A 19,213-nucleotide genomic window follows, 5' to 3' on the forward strand; every position below is an offset into this window, starting at 1 on the left:
CGCCCACCCCGCCCAACACCTCGGGGCGCGTGGTGCGCGCGGCATGGGGCTTGATCTTCTCGACGAACGCGTCGCCGGCCTCGATGTCTACTCCGGACTGCTTGTAGGTCGTTCCCACGGGCCGGCCTTGTACCCCTCCCGGGGGCCCCTGTCTCGGGCCTCCTCAAGGACCTGTCGGGTTTGCGGCGCCAGCCCGCCCTCGGGTGCCCGCACGATATCGGTCTGGGATATTTGACCGGTGGGGTGGGGGCTGATTGACTCGCGGGCCAGATGGGCGCCGAGGAAACCCTCTTTCAACGTTTTGGCAAGGAGTTCCCCAAGGGCACCGAGCTCTTCCGCGAGGGAGAGATCGGCAAGGAGATGTTCGTCATCCAGTCCGGGAAGATCGCCATCTCCAAGCGCGTGCGCGACGTGGAGAAGGTCCTCGCGGTCCTGGGCCCGGGCGAATTCTTCGGCGAGATGGCCATCATCTCCAACAAGCCCCGGAACGCCTCCGCCGTGGTGCACGACGACGCGAAGCTGCTCGTCATCGACCCGAAGACCTTCGAGGCGATGATCCGCGGCAACTCGGAGATCGCCGTGCGGATGATCAAGAAGCTGGCCGAGCGCCTCTCCGAGGCGGACGCCCAGATTGAGAACCTGCTCCACGGCGACCCCGCCAGCCGCGTCGTTCACCAGATCCTCCAGGCCTGCCAGACGCGCGGCCGGCCGCTGGAGGAGGGCGTGGAGGTGGACTTCGCCGTCCGGGAGATGCCCCGGCAGATAGGGGTGGGCGAGCCCGCGGTGCGCAGCATGCTGGATCGCCTGGAGCGCGCGGGCCTCATCGAGCGCAGCGGTGACAGGCTCACCGTGTATGACACGGCCCGGCTGCATGACTTCCTCAACTACCTTGAGATGAAGTGGAAGTTCGGAGACCTCTAGCGTGAAGCTGCAAGTCCTCGGGTGCCACGGTGGCGAGCTTCCCTCGTGCAGGAGCACGTGCTTCCTCGTGGACGACGTGCTCGCGCTGGACGCGGGCGCACTCACCGGGACGCTCACGCTGGAGCAGCTCTGCAAGGTGGACGACGTGCTCGTCGGCCACAGCCACTTCGACCACGTGAAGGACCTGCCGCTGCTGGCCGACCTCGTCATTGGCCGCAGGGACAGGCCCGTCACCATCCATGCCTCCCGCGAGTGCGCCAAGGCGCTGCGCGAGAACATGTTCAACAACTCGCTGTGGCCGGACTTCACGCGCATCCCCACGCGCCACAAGCCCGTGCTCGCCATCAAGACCTTCCGCGCCGGCAGCACCTTCCAGGTGGGCCCCTACACCGTGAAGAGCGTGCCGGTGAGCCACCCCGTGGAGTCGTGCGCCTTCATCATCAGCGACGGGAAGTCGTCGCTCGCCATGAGCGGCGACACCGGCCCCACGGACAAGCTGTGGAAGGCGCTCAACGCCACGAAGAACCTCAAGGCGCTGCTGCTGGAGACCAGCTTCCCCAACAGCCTCCAGGCCCTGGCGGACATCTCCGGCCACCTGACGCCCGCCACCGTGGGCTCGGAGCTGCGCAAGTTCGACCGCAACGGCGCCCAGGTGATGCTCTACCACCTGAAGCCCGCCTTCGTGACCCAGCTCAAGAAGGAGCTGGCCCCGCTGCCCGTGAACGTCCTGGAACTGGGCGAGACGTTCCAGTTCTAGGTGCGCTTGTGCCGCGGCGCGCCGTACGGGGGTATTGACGGCTCGCGGCGGCCGGATTAACCCCCGGCTCTCATGGCCTGGTTCTCCAAGAAGCCCCGCATCGCCGTCGACCCTGAGCCCGCCGCCGAGCCCCAGCCCTCCCGCATGCAGGGCCTGTGGGCCAAGTGCGAGCAGTGCGACGAAATCATCTACCGCCAGGAGCTCGAGAAGAACTGGATGGTGTGCATGCACTGCGAGCACCACCACGCCTGGACGGCTCGCGCGCGCCTCGCCGCCACGCTGGATCCGGACTCCTTCGAGGAGTTCGACAAGGAGCTGGAGCCCCAGGACCCGCTCGGCTTCATGGACACCAAGAAGTACAAGGACCGGCTCAAGTCCACGCGCAAGAACCTGGACGAGAACGACGCGTTCATCTCCGGCGTGGGCCGCATCGAGGGCCACCCCGTCTCCATCGGCAGCTTCGTGTTCGAGTTCATGGGTGGCTCCATGGGCTCCGTGGTGGGTGAGAAGGTCACGCGCGTGTTCGAGCGCGCCTTCGAGCTCAAGTGCCCCGCGGTGGTGTTCTCCGCCTCCGGTGGCGCGCGCATGCAGGAGGGCATCTTCTCCCTGATGCAGATGGCGAAGACGTCCGCGGCGATTGCCCGCTTCCGCACCAGCGGCAAGCCGTACATCTCCGTGATGCTCAACCCCACGACGGGCGGCGTGGCCGCGTCCTTCTCCTGGCTGGGCGACATCATCCTCGCGGAGCCCAAGGCCCTCATCGGCTTCGCCGGCCCGCGCGTGATTGAGCAGACCATCCGCCAGAAGCTGCCGGAGGGCTTCCAGCGCTCGGAGTTCCTGCTGGACCACGGGATGATCGACGCCATCGTCCACCGCAAGGACCTGCGCGGGAAGCTGGGCCAGCTGCTGGGCATGCTGGGGTAGGGCGGCGGGCCTCCACGCCATGGACGCCCCACGCGCCGCCCCCCGGACTCCGGAAGACGCCCTGCGCTTCTTCCAGACCCTCAACCCCTCCGGCATCAAGCTGGGGTTGGAGCGAGTGAGGGACGCGCTCGCCTCGTTGGATCATCCCGAGCGCGACTACCCGGCGCTGCACGTCGCCGGCACCAACGGCAAGGGCAGCACCTGCGCCTTCGTGGCGCGCGCGATGGAGGCCGCTGGCCACCGCGTGGGGCTCTACACGTCCCCGCACCTGGTGCGCGTCAACGAGCGGATCCGCGTCGCGGGCGCGGACATCCCGGACGACGTGTTCGGGCAGCGCATCCTGGAGGTGCTGGAGCGCTATCCGTCCGCGCTGTCGGATCCGATGACGTACTTCGAGTTCGGCACCGTGGTCTCGCTCTGGCACTTCTCCCGCGAACACGTGGACGTGGCCGTCCTGGAGACGGGCCTGGGCGGCCGGCTGGACGCCACCACCGCCGCGAACCCCGTCGTGACGTGCGTCACGCCCGTGTCCTTCGACCACATGGAGTACCTGGGCCACACGCTGAGCGAAATCGCCTGGGAGAAGGCCGGCATCTTCAAGTCCGGCGTGCCGGTGGTCCTGTCCCAGCAGGAGCCGGAGGCCCTGGATTCCCTCCTGCGCCGCGCGGAGCAACTCGCCGTCCCCGTTCAGGTGGAGGGCCGCGACTTCGGCATCGTCCCCGGGTCCGATGGGACGCTTTTCTATCGCGGCCCCGGCTGGTCGCTCGACAATCTCACGCTCGCGCTGCGCGGTCCGTATCAACAGCAGAACGCGGCGGTGGCCCTGGCCTGCCTGGAGGCCCTTCAGTCCCGGGGCGTGGCGGTGACGCCGGAGGCCGCGCGCGAGGGCCTGGCCACCGCGCGCTGGCCGGGGCGGCTGGAGGAGGTGGCCCAGGCCCCGACGGTGGTGGTGGACGGCGCCCACAACCCGGCGGGCGTGGCGGTGCTGCTGGAGGCCCTGGACTCGCTCTACGCCGGGCGGCCGCTGCACCTGGTTTTCGGCGTGGTGGCGGACAAGGACCGGGGGCCGATGATGCGGGCGCTGTTTCCGCTGGCGGCCTCCGTGCACCTCACGCCGCTGGACACGCCGCGCTCGCTCGCTCCGGAGCGATACGTGTCTGAAGCAGGGGCACTGTGTCCGCGGGTCGTCGCGCACGCCTCCCTGGAAGAGGCCCTTGCCGGAGCGAGGGCCGATGCAGTGGGTCGTCCGGACGGCGTGGTGCTGGCGACGGGCTCATTGTTCCTGGTAGGCGCCGTGAAGCGATTGGTCGACCGAAGCCTTGGCGCAATGCAGCAGCAGCAGTAACTTTGCGACATGCGCCTGCCGGACTGGAGATCAGCACTTCCGGGACCCCCGATGCCCACCGTCGATGAGGTCGATTTCCGGGCGCTGTACTCCAAGACGAACTACGTGGTGGAGACGGCGGATGGCTGGTCGCTCGTCATCACGCGCTACCGGCCGGTGAAACAGGCGTTCGCGCAGCCGCTGTTCGGTGAGCCGCTGCTGCTGGTGCACGGCTTCTCCCAGAACCGGCACACGTGGACGAGCGGCCAGTTCGTCAAGAACCTGCTCTTCTTCGGCGTGGACATCCACATCCTGGAGCTGCGCGGGCACGGCAAGAGCTCCATCGCCTTCCAGAAGGAGCGCGCGGAGCGCTTCAAGCGCCCGCTGCCGCAGGACCTGGACTACGGCTGGGACCTGGACAGCTACTTCCTCTACGACCTGCCGGCGGCCGTCTCCGGCGTCAAGCGCATCACCCGGCGCGAGCGCGTCTTCTACTGCGGCCACTCCATGGGCGGCATGCTGGGCTACGGCTACGCCGGCATCCACGACGACTTCGAGGGGCTCATCACCATCGGGTCGCCGGCGGACCTGGGGCGCGGCTTCATGCTCCTGCGCATGCTGGCGCACGGCTCGCCGCTGATGGCGAGCGCGGTGGACATGACGCTGGGCGGACTGAACTTGAACCGCCGCGCGTCTTCGCTGGGCCGCTCGCTCCTGGCGAAGGGGGCCGGCGCCTTCAGCCCCGCGCTCCAGAAGCGCCTGACGCCGGACGAGGCGAAGCCGCTGGTGTTCAACGCGGTGCCGGTGGACGTCGTGCTCAAGTGGGTGGAGCGGCAGCTGTCGCAGGCGGACGAGTCCGCGCTGTATCAGCGGTTCACTCGCAAGCTGAACCGGCTCATCAACACCGAGCGCGTCAGCCGCGACGACATCCGGTGGCTCCTGCGCGAGGGCGGCGAGCGCGAGCCGCGCAAGGTGATTGAACAGTTCGCCCGGTGGATCCGCCGGGGCGAGATGGTCTGCTACCGCACGGACTACGACTTCAAGCGCGGCTTCGGGAAGATTGAAATCCCCATGGCCATCATCTTCGGGGACCTGGATCCGCTGGCGTCCGTGGAGTCCACGCGCAGCGTGTACCGCGCCGCGAAGAGCGAATACCTGTTGTGGCGGCCGGTGAAGGGCAACAGCCACGTCGAGCTGACGATGGGGCACGACATCCGGCAGATCTGCTACGACATCAAGAACCTCATCGAGTACACGCGCACGCACCGCACGCGCTCGCCGGCCCTGCCGCGCTTGCGTTGAAGCGCGGACGTTCCGGCCAGATTGAAAAGTTGGTGCCTCCCGGGTGCGTGATAATTTCGCGCGCGTCTGTCTTCTGACGCATGTCACGGGAGTGGTCGATGAGGGGCTTCGCGGTGTCGCTGCTGGGATTGTGGCTTGTGCCGCTGGTGGCGCTGGCGCAGCAGCCGGCGGACTTCAACACCATCACGTCCGTCACCGTGAGCGGCGGGACGGTGGAGATCACCGGCAGCAAGAAGCCGGACTTCAACAGCTTCACCATGACGGATCCGCCCCGGCTCGTCATCGACGTGTCCGGCGCCGTCTTCCAGGGCGTGTCGGAGGAGCAGCCGGTGGGCAACGGCACCGTGACGGGCATCCGAACGCAGGCCTACGGCACGGAGTCCTCCTCCATCGCGCGCATCCTCATCGGCTACGAGCGCGAGGTGGAGACGGACATCCAGACCTCCGGCACCAAGCTGGTGGTGAAGGTCCTGGGCGGCGGGGGCGGCACGGCCGTCGCGCAGGCTACGCCCGCGGAAGGGCAGGGCACGCCAGCGCAGGGGACCGCCGTGGCGGCCAACACGCCCGCCGGCGCCAACGCCCAGGACGCGGCCCGCGCCGCCGCGTCGGACCGGGAAGCGCAGGAGAAGGCCGTGAAGGCCGCCGCCGACGCCGCCCGGGCGGAGCGCGAGTCCCAGGAGAAGGCCGCCGCCGAGGCCGCCGCCCGCGCCAAGGCGGATTCGGACGCGGAGGCCAAGCGTCAGGAAGAGGCCCGGCTCGCCGCGCAGCGCCAGGACGAGGAGCGCCGCAAGTCCGAGGAGGCCGCCGTCGCGGAGCGCAAGCGCCAGGAGGAGGAGGCCCAGGCCGCCACGAAGCGCGCCGAGGACGAGCGCCGCACCACCGCGCAGGCCGCCGCCGACCAGAAGCGTCAGAAGGAGGAGGCCGCGAAGGCCGCCGCCGACCAGAAGCGCGCCGACGCACAAGCCGCCGCGCAGGCCGCCGCCGACGAGAAGCGCGCCGCCGCCGAGGAGCGCCAGGCCGCCGCCAAGACGGCCGCGGAGCAGAAGCGCACCGCCGCGCAGGCCGCCGCCGACCAGAAGCGCCAGAAGGAAGAGGAGCGCCGCGCCGCCGCGCAGGCCCGCCGCGAGGAGCAGCAGTCCGCCCGTGAGTCCGCGGCCGAGGCGAAGCGCCAGCAGGCGGCGGAGGCCCGTGAGCGCCGGCAGCAGGCCGTGGCGGCCCGCGAGTCTCGCGCCCGTCCCAGCCAGGGCAGCGCCGCGGCCGAGCCGCGCGAGAGCGGCGGGGGCGCGGTGTCGTCGCGCCGCAAGACGATGACGCTGGTGGGCTTCCAGCAGCAGCCGGACAGCTCCCGCGTCTTCGTGCGCACCAACGAGCCGGTGCGCTACTCGGTGAGCACCTCCGGCAACCAGGTGGTGCTGGAGCTGGAGAACACGCGCGTGGTGGAGTCCAACAACACGCTGCCCCTGGACACCCACTTCTTCCCGTCGGCCGTGTCGCGGGTGGAGGCCTTCTCCGGCGCGGGCAGCTCCGTGCGCGTCGTCATCCAGCTGAAGCAGGGGGTTCGCTATGAGACACGCCAGGAAGGCGGCCTCATCACCCTCGACTTCCCACGCCCGGGCCGGTAGGACGGGCAGGGCGCCGTTGCCGGCACGGCGCCCACCGCCCACGCCTCCCGCATGACCTTCCTTGCTCCGGTCGCCCTGACGCTCTGGGTGGCGGCCCAGATTCCGCTGGCCACGCAGGTGGAACTGCCCACCGGCGAGACCGTGGAGCTGGCGGCCGACTACGTCGTCTACGAAAACGACGTCCTCACCGCCCGGGGCCACTGCGAACTGCGCAGCGGGCCCAACGTGCTGCGCGCGGATGAGGTCACGTACAGCGAGGCCACGCAGGTGGCCACCGCCACCGGCAACGTGATGTTCGTCAGCGGCCTGATGGCCGCCGTCGCGGACGACGTGCGCGTGGACCTGCGCTCCAACGAGGCCAGCGTGAAGGGCGGCCTCTTCATGCAGAAGAAGGGCGTCACCCCCGAAGCGCTCCAGGCCGCCAAGACACCGGACGAACTGCGCAAGCTGGGAGAGACGCCCGTCCTGATGAGCGGCACGCGCATCAGGCGTACCGGGGAGACGGCCTTCTCCGTGGACGGCCTGGCCTTCACCCCGTGCCAGTGCGGCCCGGGCGAGCCCAGCTGGCGCGTGGAGGCGAAGGAGGCCAACGTGAAGATGGGCGAGCGCGCCATCCTCACCTGGCCCGTGGTGTACGTGCGCTCCGTGCCGGTGTTCGCGCTGCCGTGGCTCTACCTGCCCCTGGCCGAGCGCCGCTCCGGCCTGCTCATCCCCCGCCCGTCCAACTCCGGCCTCAACGGCTTCGGGCTGGATGTCCCCGTCTTCGTCACGCTGGGGGAGAGCTACGACCTCACGTTCACCCCCGGCATCTACACGGGCGGCGGTGACATCTCGAACCCGCGGTTCCTCCAGGAGGACGGCGTCACGCCCATCCGCGAGCCGCGCACCAACGGCGTGAAGGGACCCCGGCTCCTCACGGAGTTCCGCTACGTCCCCAGCGACCGCACGCGCGGCCGGGCCACCCTGGGCTTCCTCTACGACCTGCGGCCCCGGTTGAATCCCACCAACTACGACTTCTTGCGCGTCGTGGACCGCTCCAACCCGGACGCCCCCACCTACACCCAGGAGATCATCGACGAGAAGCGCGGGCTGCGGGGCGAGGCGTCCTGGCAGCACACGCAGGACCTGGGCGACGGCTGGCGCGACCGCGTGGACGCGTACTTCGTGTCGGACGGCTTCTACACGCGCGACCTCACCGCCGACCTGCTGGTGCAGAACAACAACTACCTGCGCAGCACCGCCGTCGTGTACCAGCGCCGCGACGACCGCTACCTGGGGCTGGACGTGTCGCTGCGCCAGGACCTGCGCTACCCCTTCCGCTTCTTCCAGACGAACCCCGTCCCCGCGGCGGGCTCGCTGACCGGCGAGGGCTTCAACCCTCACGGCCCCACGACGTTCCAGCGGCTGCCGGGCCTTACCCTGGACCTGCCGCAGCGGCCCCTCTTCGGCGGGCGGGTGATGGGCGGGATGCAGGTGGAGTACAGCCGGCTGGCCCCGCTGCGCAGCGGAGGCTTCGCGGACGACGGCTCCGACGGGCTCTTCTCGCTCAACCCCCACACCTGGCGCCCCGAGGGCACGGCGCTCTACGGCGAGGCCCTGCCTTTCGATACGCTGGAGGGCAACGGCCGCCTGGACCCCACGGAGCGCGAGGGCCGTGACCGCGTGGCCCTGACCCCGCGCCTGTCCATGTCCTACGGGCTGGGCACGTGGGGCCGGCTGACGCCTTCCGTGGCGCTGCGCCAGGACGTGTCCGTGGGCGAGGTCTCCGGCCGCACCGCCGCGCGTGGCTATGCGCTGGCGGACCTGATGCTGGACTCGCAGCTGGCGCGCACCTTCACGGACGGGGACACGCTCTACCGCCACACGCTGGCCCCGTCGGTGAACCTGCGCTACGTGCCCGGCGGCTGGGGCCACGGGCTCACCGCCCTGAACGGCTCCGGCACCGGCTCCGGCACCGTGCCGCTCATCTACGACGAGTGGGACTCCGCGGTGCCGCTCCAGTCAGACGGCAGCGTGCGCGGCTTCCTCCATGCCGTGGTCGCCGTGGACCAGACGCTGCGCGTTCGCAAGGGCCCCAGCACCCGGGAACCGCTGCGCCTGCGCATCGGCCAGGGCTTCGACCTGTCGCGCATCGCGCCCGTCGCGGGCCGGGACACCCTGCAGGGCAGCGTGGTGCGGGACACCTTCGCGCGCCTGTCCGCCAGCGCCGGCGTCCTCACCGCGGGTGCGCTCGTGCGCATGGACCCGACGACGCGCGACATCACCCAGCTGTCCGCCGACTTCACCATCGACAACGGCAAGGGCAACGCGCTGTACGCGCGCTACGACGACCTGCTGGCCGTGAAACAACTGTCAATTGATCGTGGGTTGGATCCCTTGGCACAGGGACCCGATTTCGTACGGCGGGGCATGGACATGCTGGTGGGAGACGCACCTCGTCCCCTCCCACCCCACAGCGATCAAGTCGACCCCTCTCCGACCGAACGGGCACAGGCTCTCACTGCCGGTACGCGAATCAAGCTCGGATTCGGGCTCGGGTTGCGATACGAAGCGTTGGTGCAGCCGCTTTATAAGGATTCGATTACCCAGGAAAGTCAGCCCCTTGCACAGCAGACCTTTGGCGTGTCCTACGGGCCCGCCTGTGACTGCTGGCGCATCGAGGGGGTGGTGATCCTGCGGCGCAACCAGTCGCCGGAATTCGCCGGCGTTAATCTGAGTGTGGCCGGTTTCGGATCCTTCGGGTCGGGAGGATAGGAATCACCCGGCGTACGCGAGCGTTGCACTCACCTCGAAACATCCCCCAGAGGAGAAGTACTTCGTGTCGGATCTCGGAAAAAGAATTGGCCAGCGCATTCGCGAGCTTCGCACGCAGCGCCCGGAGCGATGGACGCAGGAAGAGCTCGCGGAGCGTGCGCAGATCAGCGTGTCCTTCCTGTCGATGATCGAGCGCGGCGAGCGTGTGCCCCATGTTGAAACACTGGCGGCGCTCTCCAATGCCCTCAGCGTCAGCCTCGGTGAGCTCTTCACGGGCACCGAGCAGACGCCCGCCCAGACGGAGGACCTGCTGCGTCCCCTGTCGGATTTCGCCCGTGCCCGCGGCCTCAACGCCCGCGACGTGGACCGCCTGCTCGGCGTGGCCCGCGTGATGTTCAACGGCTCGGCGGCCTGAAACCCCTCCCGGGGAGGGACTTTCCCCGTGCGTGTGCCTTTCCGCCCGCCTCCCCCTCGGCGTGGCGGAGGGCCCCACGTAAGGATTGACCCCGGGGCCCCGCGTCCGTAGCGTGGCTGGCTGATTCTTGAATCAACCAGCCGTGGGAGGACGCGTGGGCCAGCAGAAGACGGCGCCAGAGAACGGGACGCGGGAGAGCGAGCGTCGCCGGACCATCCTGCGGGCCGCCATCGACGTGTTCGCTCGCAAGGGCTACCACGGCTGCCGCATCGCGGACGTCGCCAAGGAGGCGGGCGTCGCGTACGGGCTCGTCTACCACTACTTCAAGAACAAGGATGAGCTGCTGGAGACCGTCTTCGAGACGGGCTGGAGCGGCTTCATCGCGCGTGCGCGCGCCGTCGCGGAGAGCGAAGGGCCGCTGGTGGAGAAGGTCCGCCGCATCGCGGACGTGGCCTTCGAGGCCTACCGCGTGGACCCCCGCGCGGTGAAGGTGCTCATCCTGGAGATTGCCCGCTCACCGGCCGGCGCCCGCATCAACCGGCAGACGGCCTTCGTGGACGTCATCCGCCTGAGCGCGCAGATGTTCACGCACGCGAAGGAGGCGGGGGAGCTGCGCCCGGACGTGGATCCGCTGCTCGCGTCCGCGCTGCTCTTCGGCTCCATCGAAATGGGGCTCACTGCTTTCGTCGTGGGGCTGGCGGACGCGCGGGACGCGGTGATGCTCGAGCGCGCCAAGGCGCAGATCGCCGACTCCTTCCTCCACGGCGTGCTGCTGGGGGGCGCGTCCGCCCAGGCGGAGCCCGCGAAGGCCGAGCCGGTGAAGCCCGAGCCTCCGAAGGAGGAGGCCCCTTCGGACGGCGCCCCGCTGAAGCGGGAGAAGGCCGCGCCGAAGGCCCGGGCCCCCAAGCGCGGCTGAGGCCTCACGCGCCTTGGGGCCGCGCGCTACGGGTTGCTCAAGCCGGGGGCGTTGGTGGCCATGCCCGGCGCTTCCGGGGCACCGGTGAAGTCCAGCTTGAGCAGCGTCTGGCCATCCACCCAGCGGTCATCCGCCTTCACGCCCCAGTGCAGGTGCGGGCCGGTGACGCGGCCCGTGCTGCCCACCAGGCCCAGCGCGTCGCCCTGCTTCACCTGTGAGCCGTCCTTCACGTCGATGCGCGACAGGTGGAAGTACGCGGTGAAGAGCCCCGCGCCGTGGTGCACGAGCACGGTGTTGCCGGAGGCGTAGTTGTCACGCGCCATCACCACCGTGCCGTCGTTGGCGGCGACCACCGGCGAGCCCGTGGCGCCATCCAGGTCCACGCCGAAGTGCTGGGTCTGCAGCTTGCCGTTGAACGAGCGGCGGTCGCCAAAGGGCGCCGTCACGGTGGCCTCGCGCGGCCAGGCGAAGTTCTGGCCGAAGAGGGGCGTCTGGAAGGGCTGCGCGAACGCCGCGGCGAAGGCCTTGCGGTCCGCCTCCATGCGCGCCTTCACCTTCTTGGGCGGCGACACGTACTTGTTGGCCACGCGCAGCTCGCGCTCGCGGAAGCCCGGCGCGCCCACGGTGAGCACGCTGGACAGCACCACCGGCAGGCCACGCCCGGAGACCGTGACGTCCACCGGCACGGTGCCCTCGGGCTGCTCCACCGGAAGGCTGGTGAGGGCCGCGTAGCCGTCGCTCCACGCGAAGAAGCGCAGGGGCCGGCCCGCGAGCGTCCCCGTGGGCAGCGCGGACGCGCCGCTCACCGTCACCAGCACCGGGTCACCCGGCTTCGGGTTGGCGGGCTGGAGCGTCAGGTGGGGCCCGTCCACGGGCGCCACCTTCAGCGGCGCCAGCGCTCCCTGGACCCCGGCACCCGGCGTGGGAGTTCCCGGGGCGCGGATGCCCGGCGCCGCGGGCGTGGCCGGCACGCTTCCCGTCACCAGGGCGGAGGACGCGGGCGTGGCGGCGAGCGCCGGAGACCCGGTGGCGAGCAGGGCGAGGACGACAGCGCGAGAGGCGGACAGGTTCCGGGCGGGCATGGGCCGTTCTTTACACCACGCACGCGCGGAACCTTCCCGGACCGGCGTCGGGCGTGTTGGCTGTCTGCTTCTCTGCCCGGAAGGGCCCGCCTGGATGCCTCCTGCTGGCCGCCTGGCCGCCCGTCCCGGAAGCAGGCCCTGAATGCGTTTCATTGTCGGTACTTGAGTGCCCTGGGAGGCGAAACCGTGTTCCTGGCCGGACGAGCGGCAGGCAGCCGTGCCGGTTCCCGCGCGTCAAGGCGTTACGGACGGCGGGGGGCTCCCTAGCTTTCCGACATCAACGCATCGCATCGACTTCGAAAGGGAGGGCGCACATGCCTCGCTCCTACAGCTTCGACCACTTCCAGGTTCCCAAGACGCTGCCGCCGCAGAAGCGCAGCCTGCGCAAGCGCGACAAGGAACAGTTCGCGCAGTCGTCGCGGGTGACGGTGAACGACGACGCCGGCGTCCACTACGGCAAGAGCCACGCGCAGACCGAGGAAATCCTCATGGCGCGCAAGATGGAGCTCCAGCTGGAGGAGCTGGCGCGTCCGGATGCGGACGCCAAGTTCTCCCATGGCCCGGTGTCCAAGGTGAGCGGCGCCGCGAAGAAGCAGCAGAAGGCGGCTGCGTCGCCCGTCATCGGGACGACGGCGCCCATCGGGGCCCTGCCGCCCACCCAGGAGCGGCCTCCGCAGGCCCGCCTGCCGGACCTCCTCGACGAGGCGCGCCGGCAGGTCAAGGCCATCCAGACCGGCGTGAGCGACGTCGCGTCCGCCGTGCAGCGGCTGGCGACGCTGCCCCTGGAAGCGGCGCGGCTGGCGGCCCGCCGTATCATCCCGGCCTGAACACGAAGCGGAGGGTGAAACACGCGTGGAGCTGACCCTGGTCTCCTACAACATCCACTCCGGCATCGGGGTGGACGGAGCTTTCGACCTGGAGCGCGTGGGCGCGGTGCTCCGCGAGGTGAACGCGGACATCATCGCCCTGCAGGAGGTGGGGGACTTCCGGGGCAAGACGTCCCGGGAGGACCAGCCCGAACACCTGGCCGAGATGCTGGGGATGCACATGGCGTTCGGACCCAACGTGGTCCGCAATGGCCGCCGCTACGGCAACGCCATCCTCAGCCGGCTGCCGGTGCTCAAGTCGAAGAACTACGACCTGAGCGTGCCGGGCCGTGAGCCCCGGGGCGCGTTGAGGTGCGACCTGGACCTGGGGGACAGCCAGCAGCTGCACGTCTTCTGTCTCCACCTGGGCTTGTCCGTGAGTGAACGGCGGCGGCAGGAAGCGCTCCTGCTGTCCGCCGACCTCCTCCGCGACGCGGCCCGCAAGGACCCGATGGTGGTGTGTGGAGATTTCAACTCCTGGGGCAACGGGCCGGTGTCGTCACTGGTTCGCGAGGCCATCCACGACGCCGCGTTCGAGCTGGGCGCCGCCGCGCGCACGTACCCCACGCGGCTGCCCCTGTTCCGGTTGGATCGCATCTACGTGGACTCCGGGGTGCGGCCGGTGTCGGTGACGCCGCACCGCTCGCCCTTGAGCCGGGTGGCGTCGGACCACCTGCCGCTGGTGATGCGCTTCGAGGCCCCCATCTCCGTGCAGCCGCCCGTCGCACCGCCGGTGGAGCTGATCGGCTAGAGGTGGGCGCTTGCGCTAGGATTGCCCGGGTCCGGAGGTTTCTCGCGTTGAGTGGCCGACGCTGGCGAACGCCGGACAATTCCGCCGCGCCGTGGTTGTCGCGGGGAGGTGGGGTGCCTAGGTTGGCGCCCACGCGCACAGGGACGTGAGCGTCGGCCGGAGAGCGCATGCACGTGGGCAGTGAACAGACGGATCGCGGCGTCGCCGCGCTCGTCGGGCGCATGGCGGACGGCTTCAGTCGGTTGGTGACGCAGCACCTCCAGCTGGCGCGCGTGGAGCTGGCGGAGGACGCGAAGGCCATGGGCCTGGACGTGGCGAGCATCGCCGTGTTCGTGCCCTTCCTCCTCGTGGGTTACGCCTTCGTCTGCGGTGCGCTGGCGGCCGTGCTCGCTCCGTGGACGGGGTGGGCGGGGGCGCTGGCCATCGTGGGCGCGGTGAACCTGGTGGGCGGCGGCCTGGGCATCCTGCGCGCGGTGAAGCGGATGAAGGCGCGTCAGATGATGGATGACAGCGTGAGCGAGCTGTCGCGCAGCATGGCGGCGCTCACCACGGCACGCCCGCAGGTGACGGCGGCGCCCGGGGTGAACACGCTGAAGGACACGACGGGAATGGCTTTCAAGGAGCCGCGGGATGGCCGCTAGCAATGGACACCTGCCGCGCACCAGCGCGGCGCTTCGCGAGGAAATCGAGCGCACCCGGGCCGACCTGGCCACGTCGGTGAGCGCGCTGCGGGTGGAGGTTTCGGAGGTCACGGACTGGCGTCAGTGGGTGCGCAAGCATCCCTATGCCTGCGTGGGGACCGCCTTCCTCGTGGGCTACCTGGTGGGCTCGCGGCGCTCGGACGAGCGCCGGCGCGGCTGAGTGCAGAGACTTCAAGTCGCAATCGGAAAAACGAACGCACAGCAGAGGGCTTCCATGGAAATCAATCCGCAGCAGATGGCAGACCGGGCGCGGCAGCTTCAGGAGCAGCTTCCGGACATGGACGAGGCGCGGCAGAACCTGGTGGACATGAACCGTCAGGTCGTCTCCTTCATCAAGGCCAACCCGGGCACGTGCCTGTTGGGCGCCATCGCGGTGGGCTTCATCGTGGGCCGCATCGCGTCCCGCTAACCGGTTGCCTGGCAAAGGGAGCACGGACATGACGAACTATTCGGGCACGACGGGCAACGGCACGGCGGAACACAGCGAGGACGCGGGCTTCGGCCAGCGCGTGGATCAGCTGGGCTCCGACGCGCAGCAGTTCATCGACAACGCGCGCAGCGCGGTGGCGGACCTGGGGCAGACGCTGGACCTGAAGGGGCGCGTGGAGCGCAACCCCTATGGCACGCTGGCCATCGCCGCGGGCGTGGGCTACGTGCTGGGCGGTGGCCTCTTCACGCCGCTGACCGGGCGCATCCTCAAGCTGGGCGTGCGGCTGGCCGCGCTGCCCTTCGTGAAGGATGAGCTCCTGGGCATGGCGGAGTCCGCCTTCCAGGGCTACCAGTCGGGCCGCGGAACGCCGCCGTCGGGCAGCGTCTAGGCTTTTTGCGAAGCAGCCTCACGTCTTTCCCCCGAAGTCATTTCCTGGAGTCGGACATGCTGAGCCTGAAGGACTTGAAGAAGCTGGACCGCGACGACGTGCTGGACCTCATCGGCCTGGAGACGCGCCGCTCGACGGCGGAGACGGCGCTGCCGGCGTTGGGCATCTTCGCGGCGGGCGTGCTCGTGGGCGTGGGCGTGGGCATGCTGCTCGCGGACAAGCCCGGCACGCAGCTGCGCGGCGACCTGCGCCAGCGCATCCAGGGCGGCCAGGACAAGCTGGCCACGGCCATCAACAACGCGCGCGGCACGGAGACGCAGGCGGCGGGCGCCGGCTCCACGGTGCCGCCGGGTCAGCGGACGACCTGATTCCAGGGCGTGGCTGAAGTGCACAGAGGGCCTCTTCCCGCGCGGATGCGGGGAGGGGCCTTCGTGTTTCCGGCGGAGCCAGAGGGCGAATGGCCTAGGATGCAAGACGATGGCAACGAGGCGACGGACATCCGGTACGAAACCGCCCGGGGCGACACTGCCACCGCGACATGACACGCCCGTGGATGTCCCCGTCGTGGACGAGTCCGCGTCACTTCCCGCGCGAAACACAGACACTCCATGGTCCGCCGGACCCGAGGGCGCGCTGGGACAGCTGCGTGCGCTGGAGACACTGGAGTCCGCCTACGACGCCTGGGCGGAGCTGAAGCGCGAGCACGCGGCCTCCGTCATCCAGTTCCGCGAGGAGCAGTCCCGGCTCGCGCAGCAGGGCTCGTTCCTCCTGGGCGCGGTGCGCGCCGCGGGCATGGACCCCGGCTCGACGACCCCGGGCCTCCAGCAACAGGGCGCCGCCAGTGACTTCCTCCGCGACGCGGAAGCGAAGCTCGCCAAGGCCCGCGATGCCGTCTCCCAGCGCGAAGCGGAGAGCGAAGCCCGCTACCAGGCCGCGTTCACGGAGGTCCGCGCCACGCTCCTGGACCGCGTGCGCCGCTACCTCGTGCGCAGCCGGCCGCACCTCACGCTGCTCCTGCGCCGCGTGGGCGCGGAGCGCTCCATCCTCCACGTCGCACGCGTGCAGCCGGATGAAGCCGTCCTGCTCTGCTACCTGCTCACGCAGCGGGTCCCCTCCCGCTACGGCTTCCTCTTCGACGACTCCACCGAGGACCTGTCGCTCCTGCCCGCGCCCCTCTACGCGGAGGAGTCCGTCACATCCGACGCCATCCGCCCGGACGCGCCGGGCCTGTTGAGCGTCATCGACGCCAGCACGGAGGTCGTACCGCTCAAGGGCTTCATCCCCTTGCGCGTGCCCAGGCCCGGGGGAGGGGAGGACTTCTTCCGCCTCCTCCAGCGAGGCGCCGTGATGGAGGTGGAGATCGCGGACGGTCCGGACTTCCGCAGCATCCTCACCCGCGAAGAGTCGGAACGCTTCGCGGGCCACCTCCTGCGCCTCAAGCTGGAAGAGCGCATCGGCCTGGACATCGAGGCCGGATAGCCGCGCTCAGTTCGTCCGCACGATGCCCACTTCCGCGGTGCCCGCCAGGACGACGCTGCCCAGGAAGAGGTTGTCGGACTCCGGGCCGCCCATGCGCACGGCCTGGAAGATGACCAGGTAGGTCTGCTTCGGGTTCGGGAACGCCGTGGCGGGAATCGTCACGCGCGCCTCCCGGAACGTCGCGGGCGTCGCCGCCAGCTGGAGGAACTCCACCGGCGACGTCGGCACGTTCGAATAGGTGGACTGCCCCTTCTCCCCATTCGACGCGAGCGGCACCACCGTCACGAAGCCCAGCGTGCGGTCCTGGTTCGGCGGGGGCGCCGGCCGGTCGAACGCGAACGCCGTGTTGGCGTTGATGCGCACGAAGCCCTCCGCCGGATGGAACGCGGGGATGGCCTCCTTCGTCGGAGCGTCCTCCACCCGCGCCTCGTACTTCGTCCCTCCCTGCTCCGCGAAGAACGAGTACGTCGCGCCGGACGCGTACTTGAGGTCGTCCGTGGAGTCGCTCGTCACGCCGTAGCTGCCTCCGCCCTGGCCGTTGAGCGGGACGCCCGCCGCGCTCCCGGCGCGCAGCGTCACCGTGGCCCCGCTCAGGCCCTCCGGCTGCGAGTTCTCCCCGGACTTCGTCCCGAAGAACACGAACGCCGCCGTCTGCCCGGGGAAGGACACCACGTCCCCGCCGTCCGGCCCGCCGTACGTCCCCGCGTCGTAGCCCGCCAGCGCGGACGCGGACACGTCCACCTGCGGCGTCGCGAGCAGGGTGCCCACGATGACGTGGTCCGCCTTGAGTTGGTTCGTCGTCTTCTCCAGGTCACAGGCGAGCGGCGACACCAGGGACACGGTGGCCAGGGCGGACAGCAGCAGGCGTTTCATGGGCACTCTCTTGAACGGGACACGGATGTTCGCGTGACAGCAGCCAACCATACCGCGTGACTTGCCCCATAGGCGCGGGGCTCCGGCGGGGTATCCTGCACGCCGCTCGTGCAACGCCTCCGCATCCACTCCTCCGGCCGCCGCTTCCTCCACCGGCTCGGCTTCTCGCTCGTCATGGCGGCCCTGTTCGGCTGCCTGCTGGGCCTGCTCGTCTCCCAGCGGGTCACGGGGCCCACGCGCGCGGACGACACGCCCGCCCCGCTGCTGTCGCCCTCCGGCTTCATCGACGGCATCTCCCACTGGCTCGACGGCGGCGAGCGCGTCTTCTACGACTGGCGCATCCGCCAGCTGGGGGAGGTCTCCGAGCGCTCCGACCGCGTCGTGCTCGTCTCCATCGACGACGACACGCTCGCCGAGGCCCAGCAGGGCCCCCGCGCGGACATCGCCGCGTACCCGTGGCCGCGCCAGGTCATGGGCGGCATGGTCCACCGGCTGGTGGAGGAGGGCGCCTCCGTGGTGATGCTGGACTTCACCTACCCGGAGCTCAGCCCCCGCGCCTGCGTCACCCCCACGCGCACGGGCCGCGGCGCCCTGTCCCAGGACGACGACGCGCTCCGCGCCCTCCTGGACCAGGACCCCGGCCACTCCGTGCTCGCCTTCCGCTGGGGCGCCGAGGGCACCCGCTCGCTGCCCCCCACCGGCCGCCTGTGGCCCTACCGCGTCCGCCTGGGCAGCTACCCCGGCGTCACCGAGGCCCGCGCCCGCGCGCAGTCCGTCCTCGCCCTCCAGCGCCCCGCGTTCCTCATCCCCGCCGGCAAGGGCATGGAGGTCTGGGCCGGCGTCGCGGATGAGGGCGAGGGCCGCAGCCTGGGCGAGCAGCTGGGCACCGCCGCCGCGTCCATCCAGGAGCGCCGCGCCGCGGACGATGCCTTCCGCGTCGCGCCATCGGACCTCTTTCTCGCCCTGGCCTCCGTGCAGGTGCAGGGACTGGATCCGGAGAAGCTCCTGGAGGTGCGCCAGCTCCAGCACCCCGTGACGCCGCTGCTCAGCCCGGCCAGCGGCTACGGCGCCACCACGCTGCCCGCGGACCCGGATGGCGTCGTGCGCGGCGTGCCCCACCTCGTCGCGTACAGCCCTCGAGGCGGCGAGCGTTACGTCCTGCCCTCGCTGCCCCTGGCCGCCGCCATGCGGCTCGCGGGCACGCAGAAGCTGCGGTACGCGGAGGGGCGCCTCTACATCGGCGACAAGTACTCCGTGCCCATGGACGCGTCCGGGTACAGCCTCCTGCGCTGGGAGGCTCCGTCCGCCACCCGTGGCGCGCGCGGCCCGCTCGCCCGCTCCATCCGCGCGTGGAACGTGCTGCTCAACCTCTTCGACACGCAGGAGGCGCGTCCCACCCGCTTCGACCACGACCTGGAGGGCCGCGCCGTCATCCTCACCAACACCAGCAGCTACGCGCCGGAGCGGCGGGTGACGCCCATTGGCCCGGGCATCGCCAACGGCGCCGTGCTGGGGCAGGCGCTCGCAAACATCCTCGCGTCGGACGGCATCGTCCGCGCCCCGCCCAAGGTGGACATGCTGGCCACCATGGGGCTCGCCTTCATCGGCGCGTTCCTGGCGCTGTCCTGCAGCTGGCTCCTGCGCTCCGTGGGCGGCGCCTTCCTCTTCGTCTGCGTCGCGGTGGCGGCGGGGGCGGGCTACGTGGGCG

Annotated in this window: 20 protein-coding genes and 1 pseudogene; 18 read left to right on the plus strand and 3 right to left on the minus strand. The window is 70.4% G+C overall.

The genetic code is table 11. The features are described 5' to 3' along the window. Positions 1–118: pseudogene (locus D7W81_RS28755) on the minus strand (phosphoribosylformylglycinamidine cyclo-ligase); the annotation flags it as partial. Between the two features lie 152 nt (positions 119–270). On the opposite strand from D7W81_RS28755, the gene D7W81_RS28760 reads away from it, so the two are divergent. The 9 genes from D7W81_RS28760 to D7W81_RS28800 all read left to right on the plus strand — a co-directional run bounded on the left by D7W81_RS28760 (position 271) and on the right by D7W81_RS28800 (position 10,935). Further along, positions 271–921, plus strand: a complete 651-nt coding sequence (locus tag D7W81_RS28760; RefSeq protein WP_120558596.1) for a Crp/Fnr family transcriptional regulator — start codon at positions 271–273, stop codon at positions 919–921. 1 nt (position 922) lies between these two features. Beyond that, the gene (locus tag D7W81_RS28765; RefSeq protein ID WP_120558597.1) at positions 923–1,678 is read left to right on the plus strand and encodes an MBL fold metallo-hydrolase; all 756 of its coding nucleotides are present in this window, start codon (positions 923–925) and stop codon (positions 1,676–1,678) included. Positions 1,679–1,750: 72 nt separating this feature from the next. After that, positions 1,751–2,602: an acetyl-CoA carboxylase, carboxyltransferase subunit beta gene (accD, locus tag D7W81_RS28770; RefSeq protein WP_120558598.1), complete on the plus strand. Its 852-nt coding sequence runs from the start codon at positions 1,751–1,753 to the stop codon at positions 2,600–2,602. Positions 2,603–2,621: 19 nt separating this feature from the next. Beyond that, positions 2,622–3,947, plus strand: a complete 1,326-nt coding sequence (locus tag D7W81_RS28775) for a bifunctional folylpolyglutamate synthase/dihydrofolate synthase (protein ID WP_244227492.1) — start codon at positions 2,622–2,624, stop codon at positions 3,945–3,947. A 9-nt stretch (positions 3,948–3,956) separates the two neighbouring features. Further along, positions 3,957–5,228, plus strand: coding sequence for an alpha/beta hydrolase (locus D7W81_RS28780; RefSeq protein ID WP_120558599.1), 1,272 nt, complete (start codon positions 3,957–3,959; stop codon positions 5,226–5,228). Between the two features lie 98 nt (positions 5,229–5,326). Then, positions 5,327–6,850, plus strand: coding sequence for an AMIN domain-containing protein (locus D7W81_RS28785; RefSeq protein WP_120558600.1), 1,524 nt, complete (start codon positions 5,327–5,329; stop codon positions 6,848–6,850). A 51-nt stretch (positions 6,851–6,901) separates the two neighbouring features. Then, positions 6,902–9,604: an LPS-assembly protein LptD gene (locus tag D7W81_RS28790; protein WP_120558601.1), complete on the plus strand. Its 2,703-nt coding sequence runs from the start codon at positions 6,902–6,904 to the stop codon at positions 9,602–9,604. 64 nt (positions 9,605–9,668) lie between these two features. Then, the gene (locus tag D7W81_RS28795; protein WP_014398120.1) at positions 9,669–10,019 is read left to right on the plus strand and encodes a helix-turn-helix domain-containing protein; all 351 of its coding nucleotides are present in this window, start codon (positions 9,669–9,671) and stop codon (positions 10,017–10,019) included. Positions 10,020–10,173: 154 nt separating this feature from the next. Next, the gene (locus tag D7W81_RS28800; RefSeq protein WP_120558612.1) at positions 10,174–10,935 is read left to right on the plus strand and encodes a TetR/AcrR family transcriptional regulator; all 762 of its coding nucleotides are present in this window, start codon (positions 10,174–10,176) and stop codon (positions 10,933–10,935) included. A gap of 26 nt (positions 10,936–10,961) precedes the next feature. Here the strand turns inward: D7W81_RS28800 and D7W81_RS28805 are convergent, their stop codons facing one another. After that, positions 10,962–12,017, minus strand: a complete 1,056-nt coding sequence (locus D7W81_RS28805; protein WP_244227494.1) for a M23 family metallopeptidase — start codon at positions 12,015–12,017, stop codon at positions 10,962–10,964. A gap of 314 nt (positions 12,018–12,331) precedes the next feature. On the opposite strand from D7W81_RS28805, the gene D7W81_RS28810 reads away from it, so the two are divergent. The 8 genes from D7W81_RS28810 (at position 12,332) to D7W81_RS28845 (ending at position 16,632) form a co-directional block, all read left to right on the plus strand. Then, the gene (locus D7W81_RS28810; RefSeq protein ID WP_120558602.1) at positions 12,332–12,844 is read left to right on the plus strand and encodes a hypothetical protein; all 513 of its coding nucleotides are present in this window, start codon (positions 12,332–12,334) and stop codon (positions 12,842–12,844) included. A gap of 25 nt (positions 12,845–12,869) precedes the next feature. Continuing rightward, on the plus strand, positions 12,870–13,634 hold the full coding sequence (locus D7W81_RS28815; RefSeq protein WP_120558603.1) for an endonuclease/exonuclease/phosphatase family protein: 765 nt from the start codon (positions 12,870–12,872) through the stop codon (positions 13,632–13,634). A gap of 167 nt (positions 13,635–13,801) precedes the next feature. After that, positions 13,802–14,275 (plus strand): phage holin family protein, encoded by a 474-nt coding sequence (locus D7W81_RS28820; RefSeq protein WP_120558604.1) that lies wholly within the window; start codon positions 13,802–13,804, stop codon positions 14,273–14,275. Next, complete coding sequence (locus D7W81_RS28825; protein WP_120558605.1) at positions 14,265–14,495, plus strand: DUF3618 domain-containing protein; 231 nt, start codon at positions 14,265–14,267, stop codon at positions 14,493–14,495. The genes D7W81_RS28820 and D7W81_RS28825 overlap by 11 nt, the downstream gene beginning before the upstream one ends. A gap of 54 nt (positions 14,496–14,549) precedes the next feature. Continuing rightward, complete coding sequence (locus tag D7W81_RS28830; RefSeq protein WP_120558606.1) at positions 14,550–14,744, plus strand: hypothetical protein; 195 nt, start codon at positions 14,550–14,552, stop codon at positions 14,742–14,744. Between the two features lie 28 nt (positions 14,745–14,772). Beyond that, positions 14,773–15,153, plus strand: coding sequence for a hypothetical protein (locus D7W81_RS28835; RefSeq protein WP_120558607.1), 381 nt, complete (start codon positions 14,773–14,775; stop codon positions 15,151–15,153). 56 nt (positions 15,154–15,209) lie between these two features. Continuing rightward, positions 15,210–15,521 carry a YtxH domain-containing protein gene (locus tag D7W81_RS28840; RefSeq protein ID WP_120558608.1) on the plus strand — a complete coding sequence of 104 codons (312 nt, stop codon included), beginning with the start codon at positions 15,210–15,212 and terminating at the stop codon, positions 15,519–15,521. A 181-nt stretch (positions 15,522–15,702) separates the two neighbouring features. Beyond that, positions 15,703–16,632, plus strand: a complete 930-nt coding sequence (locus D7W81_RS28845) for a hypothetical protein (protein WP_244227495.1) — start codon at positions 15,703–15,705, stop codon at positions 16,630–16,632. Between the two features lie 6 nt (positions 16,633–16,638). Here the strand turns inward: D7W81_RS28845 and D7W81_RS28850 are convergent, their stop codons facing one another. After that, on the minus strand, positions 16,639–17,505 hold the full coding sequence (locus tag D7W81_RS28850) for a hypothetical protein (RefSeq protein ID WP_120558610.1): 867 nt from the start codon (positions 17,503–17,505) through the stop codon (positions 16,639–16,641). A 108-nt stretch (positions 17,506–17,613) separates the two neighbouring features. Here D7W81_RS28850 and D7W81_RS28855 point away from each other — a divergent pair. Next, a partial coding sequence (locus D7W81_RS28855; protein ID WP_244227496.1) for a CHASE2 domain-containing protein occupies positions 17,614–19,213 on the plus strand: 1,600 nt, incomplete at its 3' end.

Origin of the sequence: Corallococcus aberystwythensis (assembly GCF_003612165.1) — a bacterium.
Lineage (GTDB): Bacteria > Myxococcota > Myxococcia > Myxococcales > Myxococcaceae > Corallococcus > Corallococcus aberystwythensis.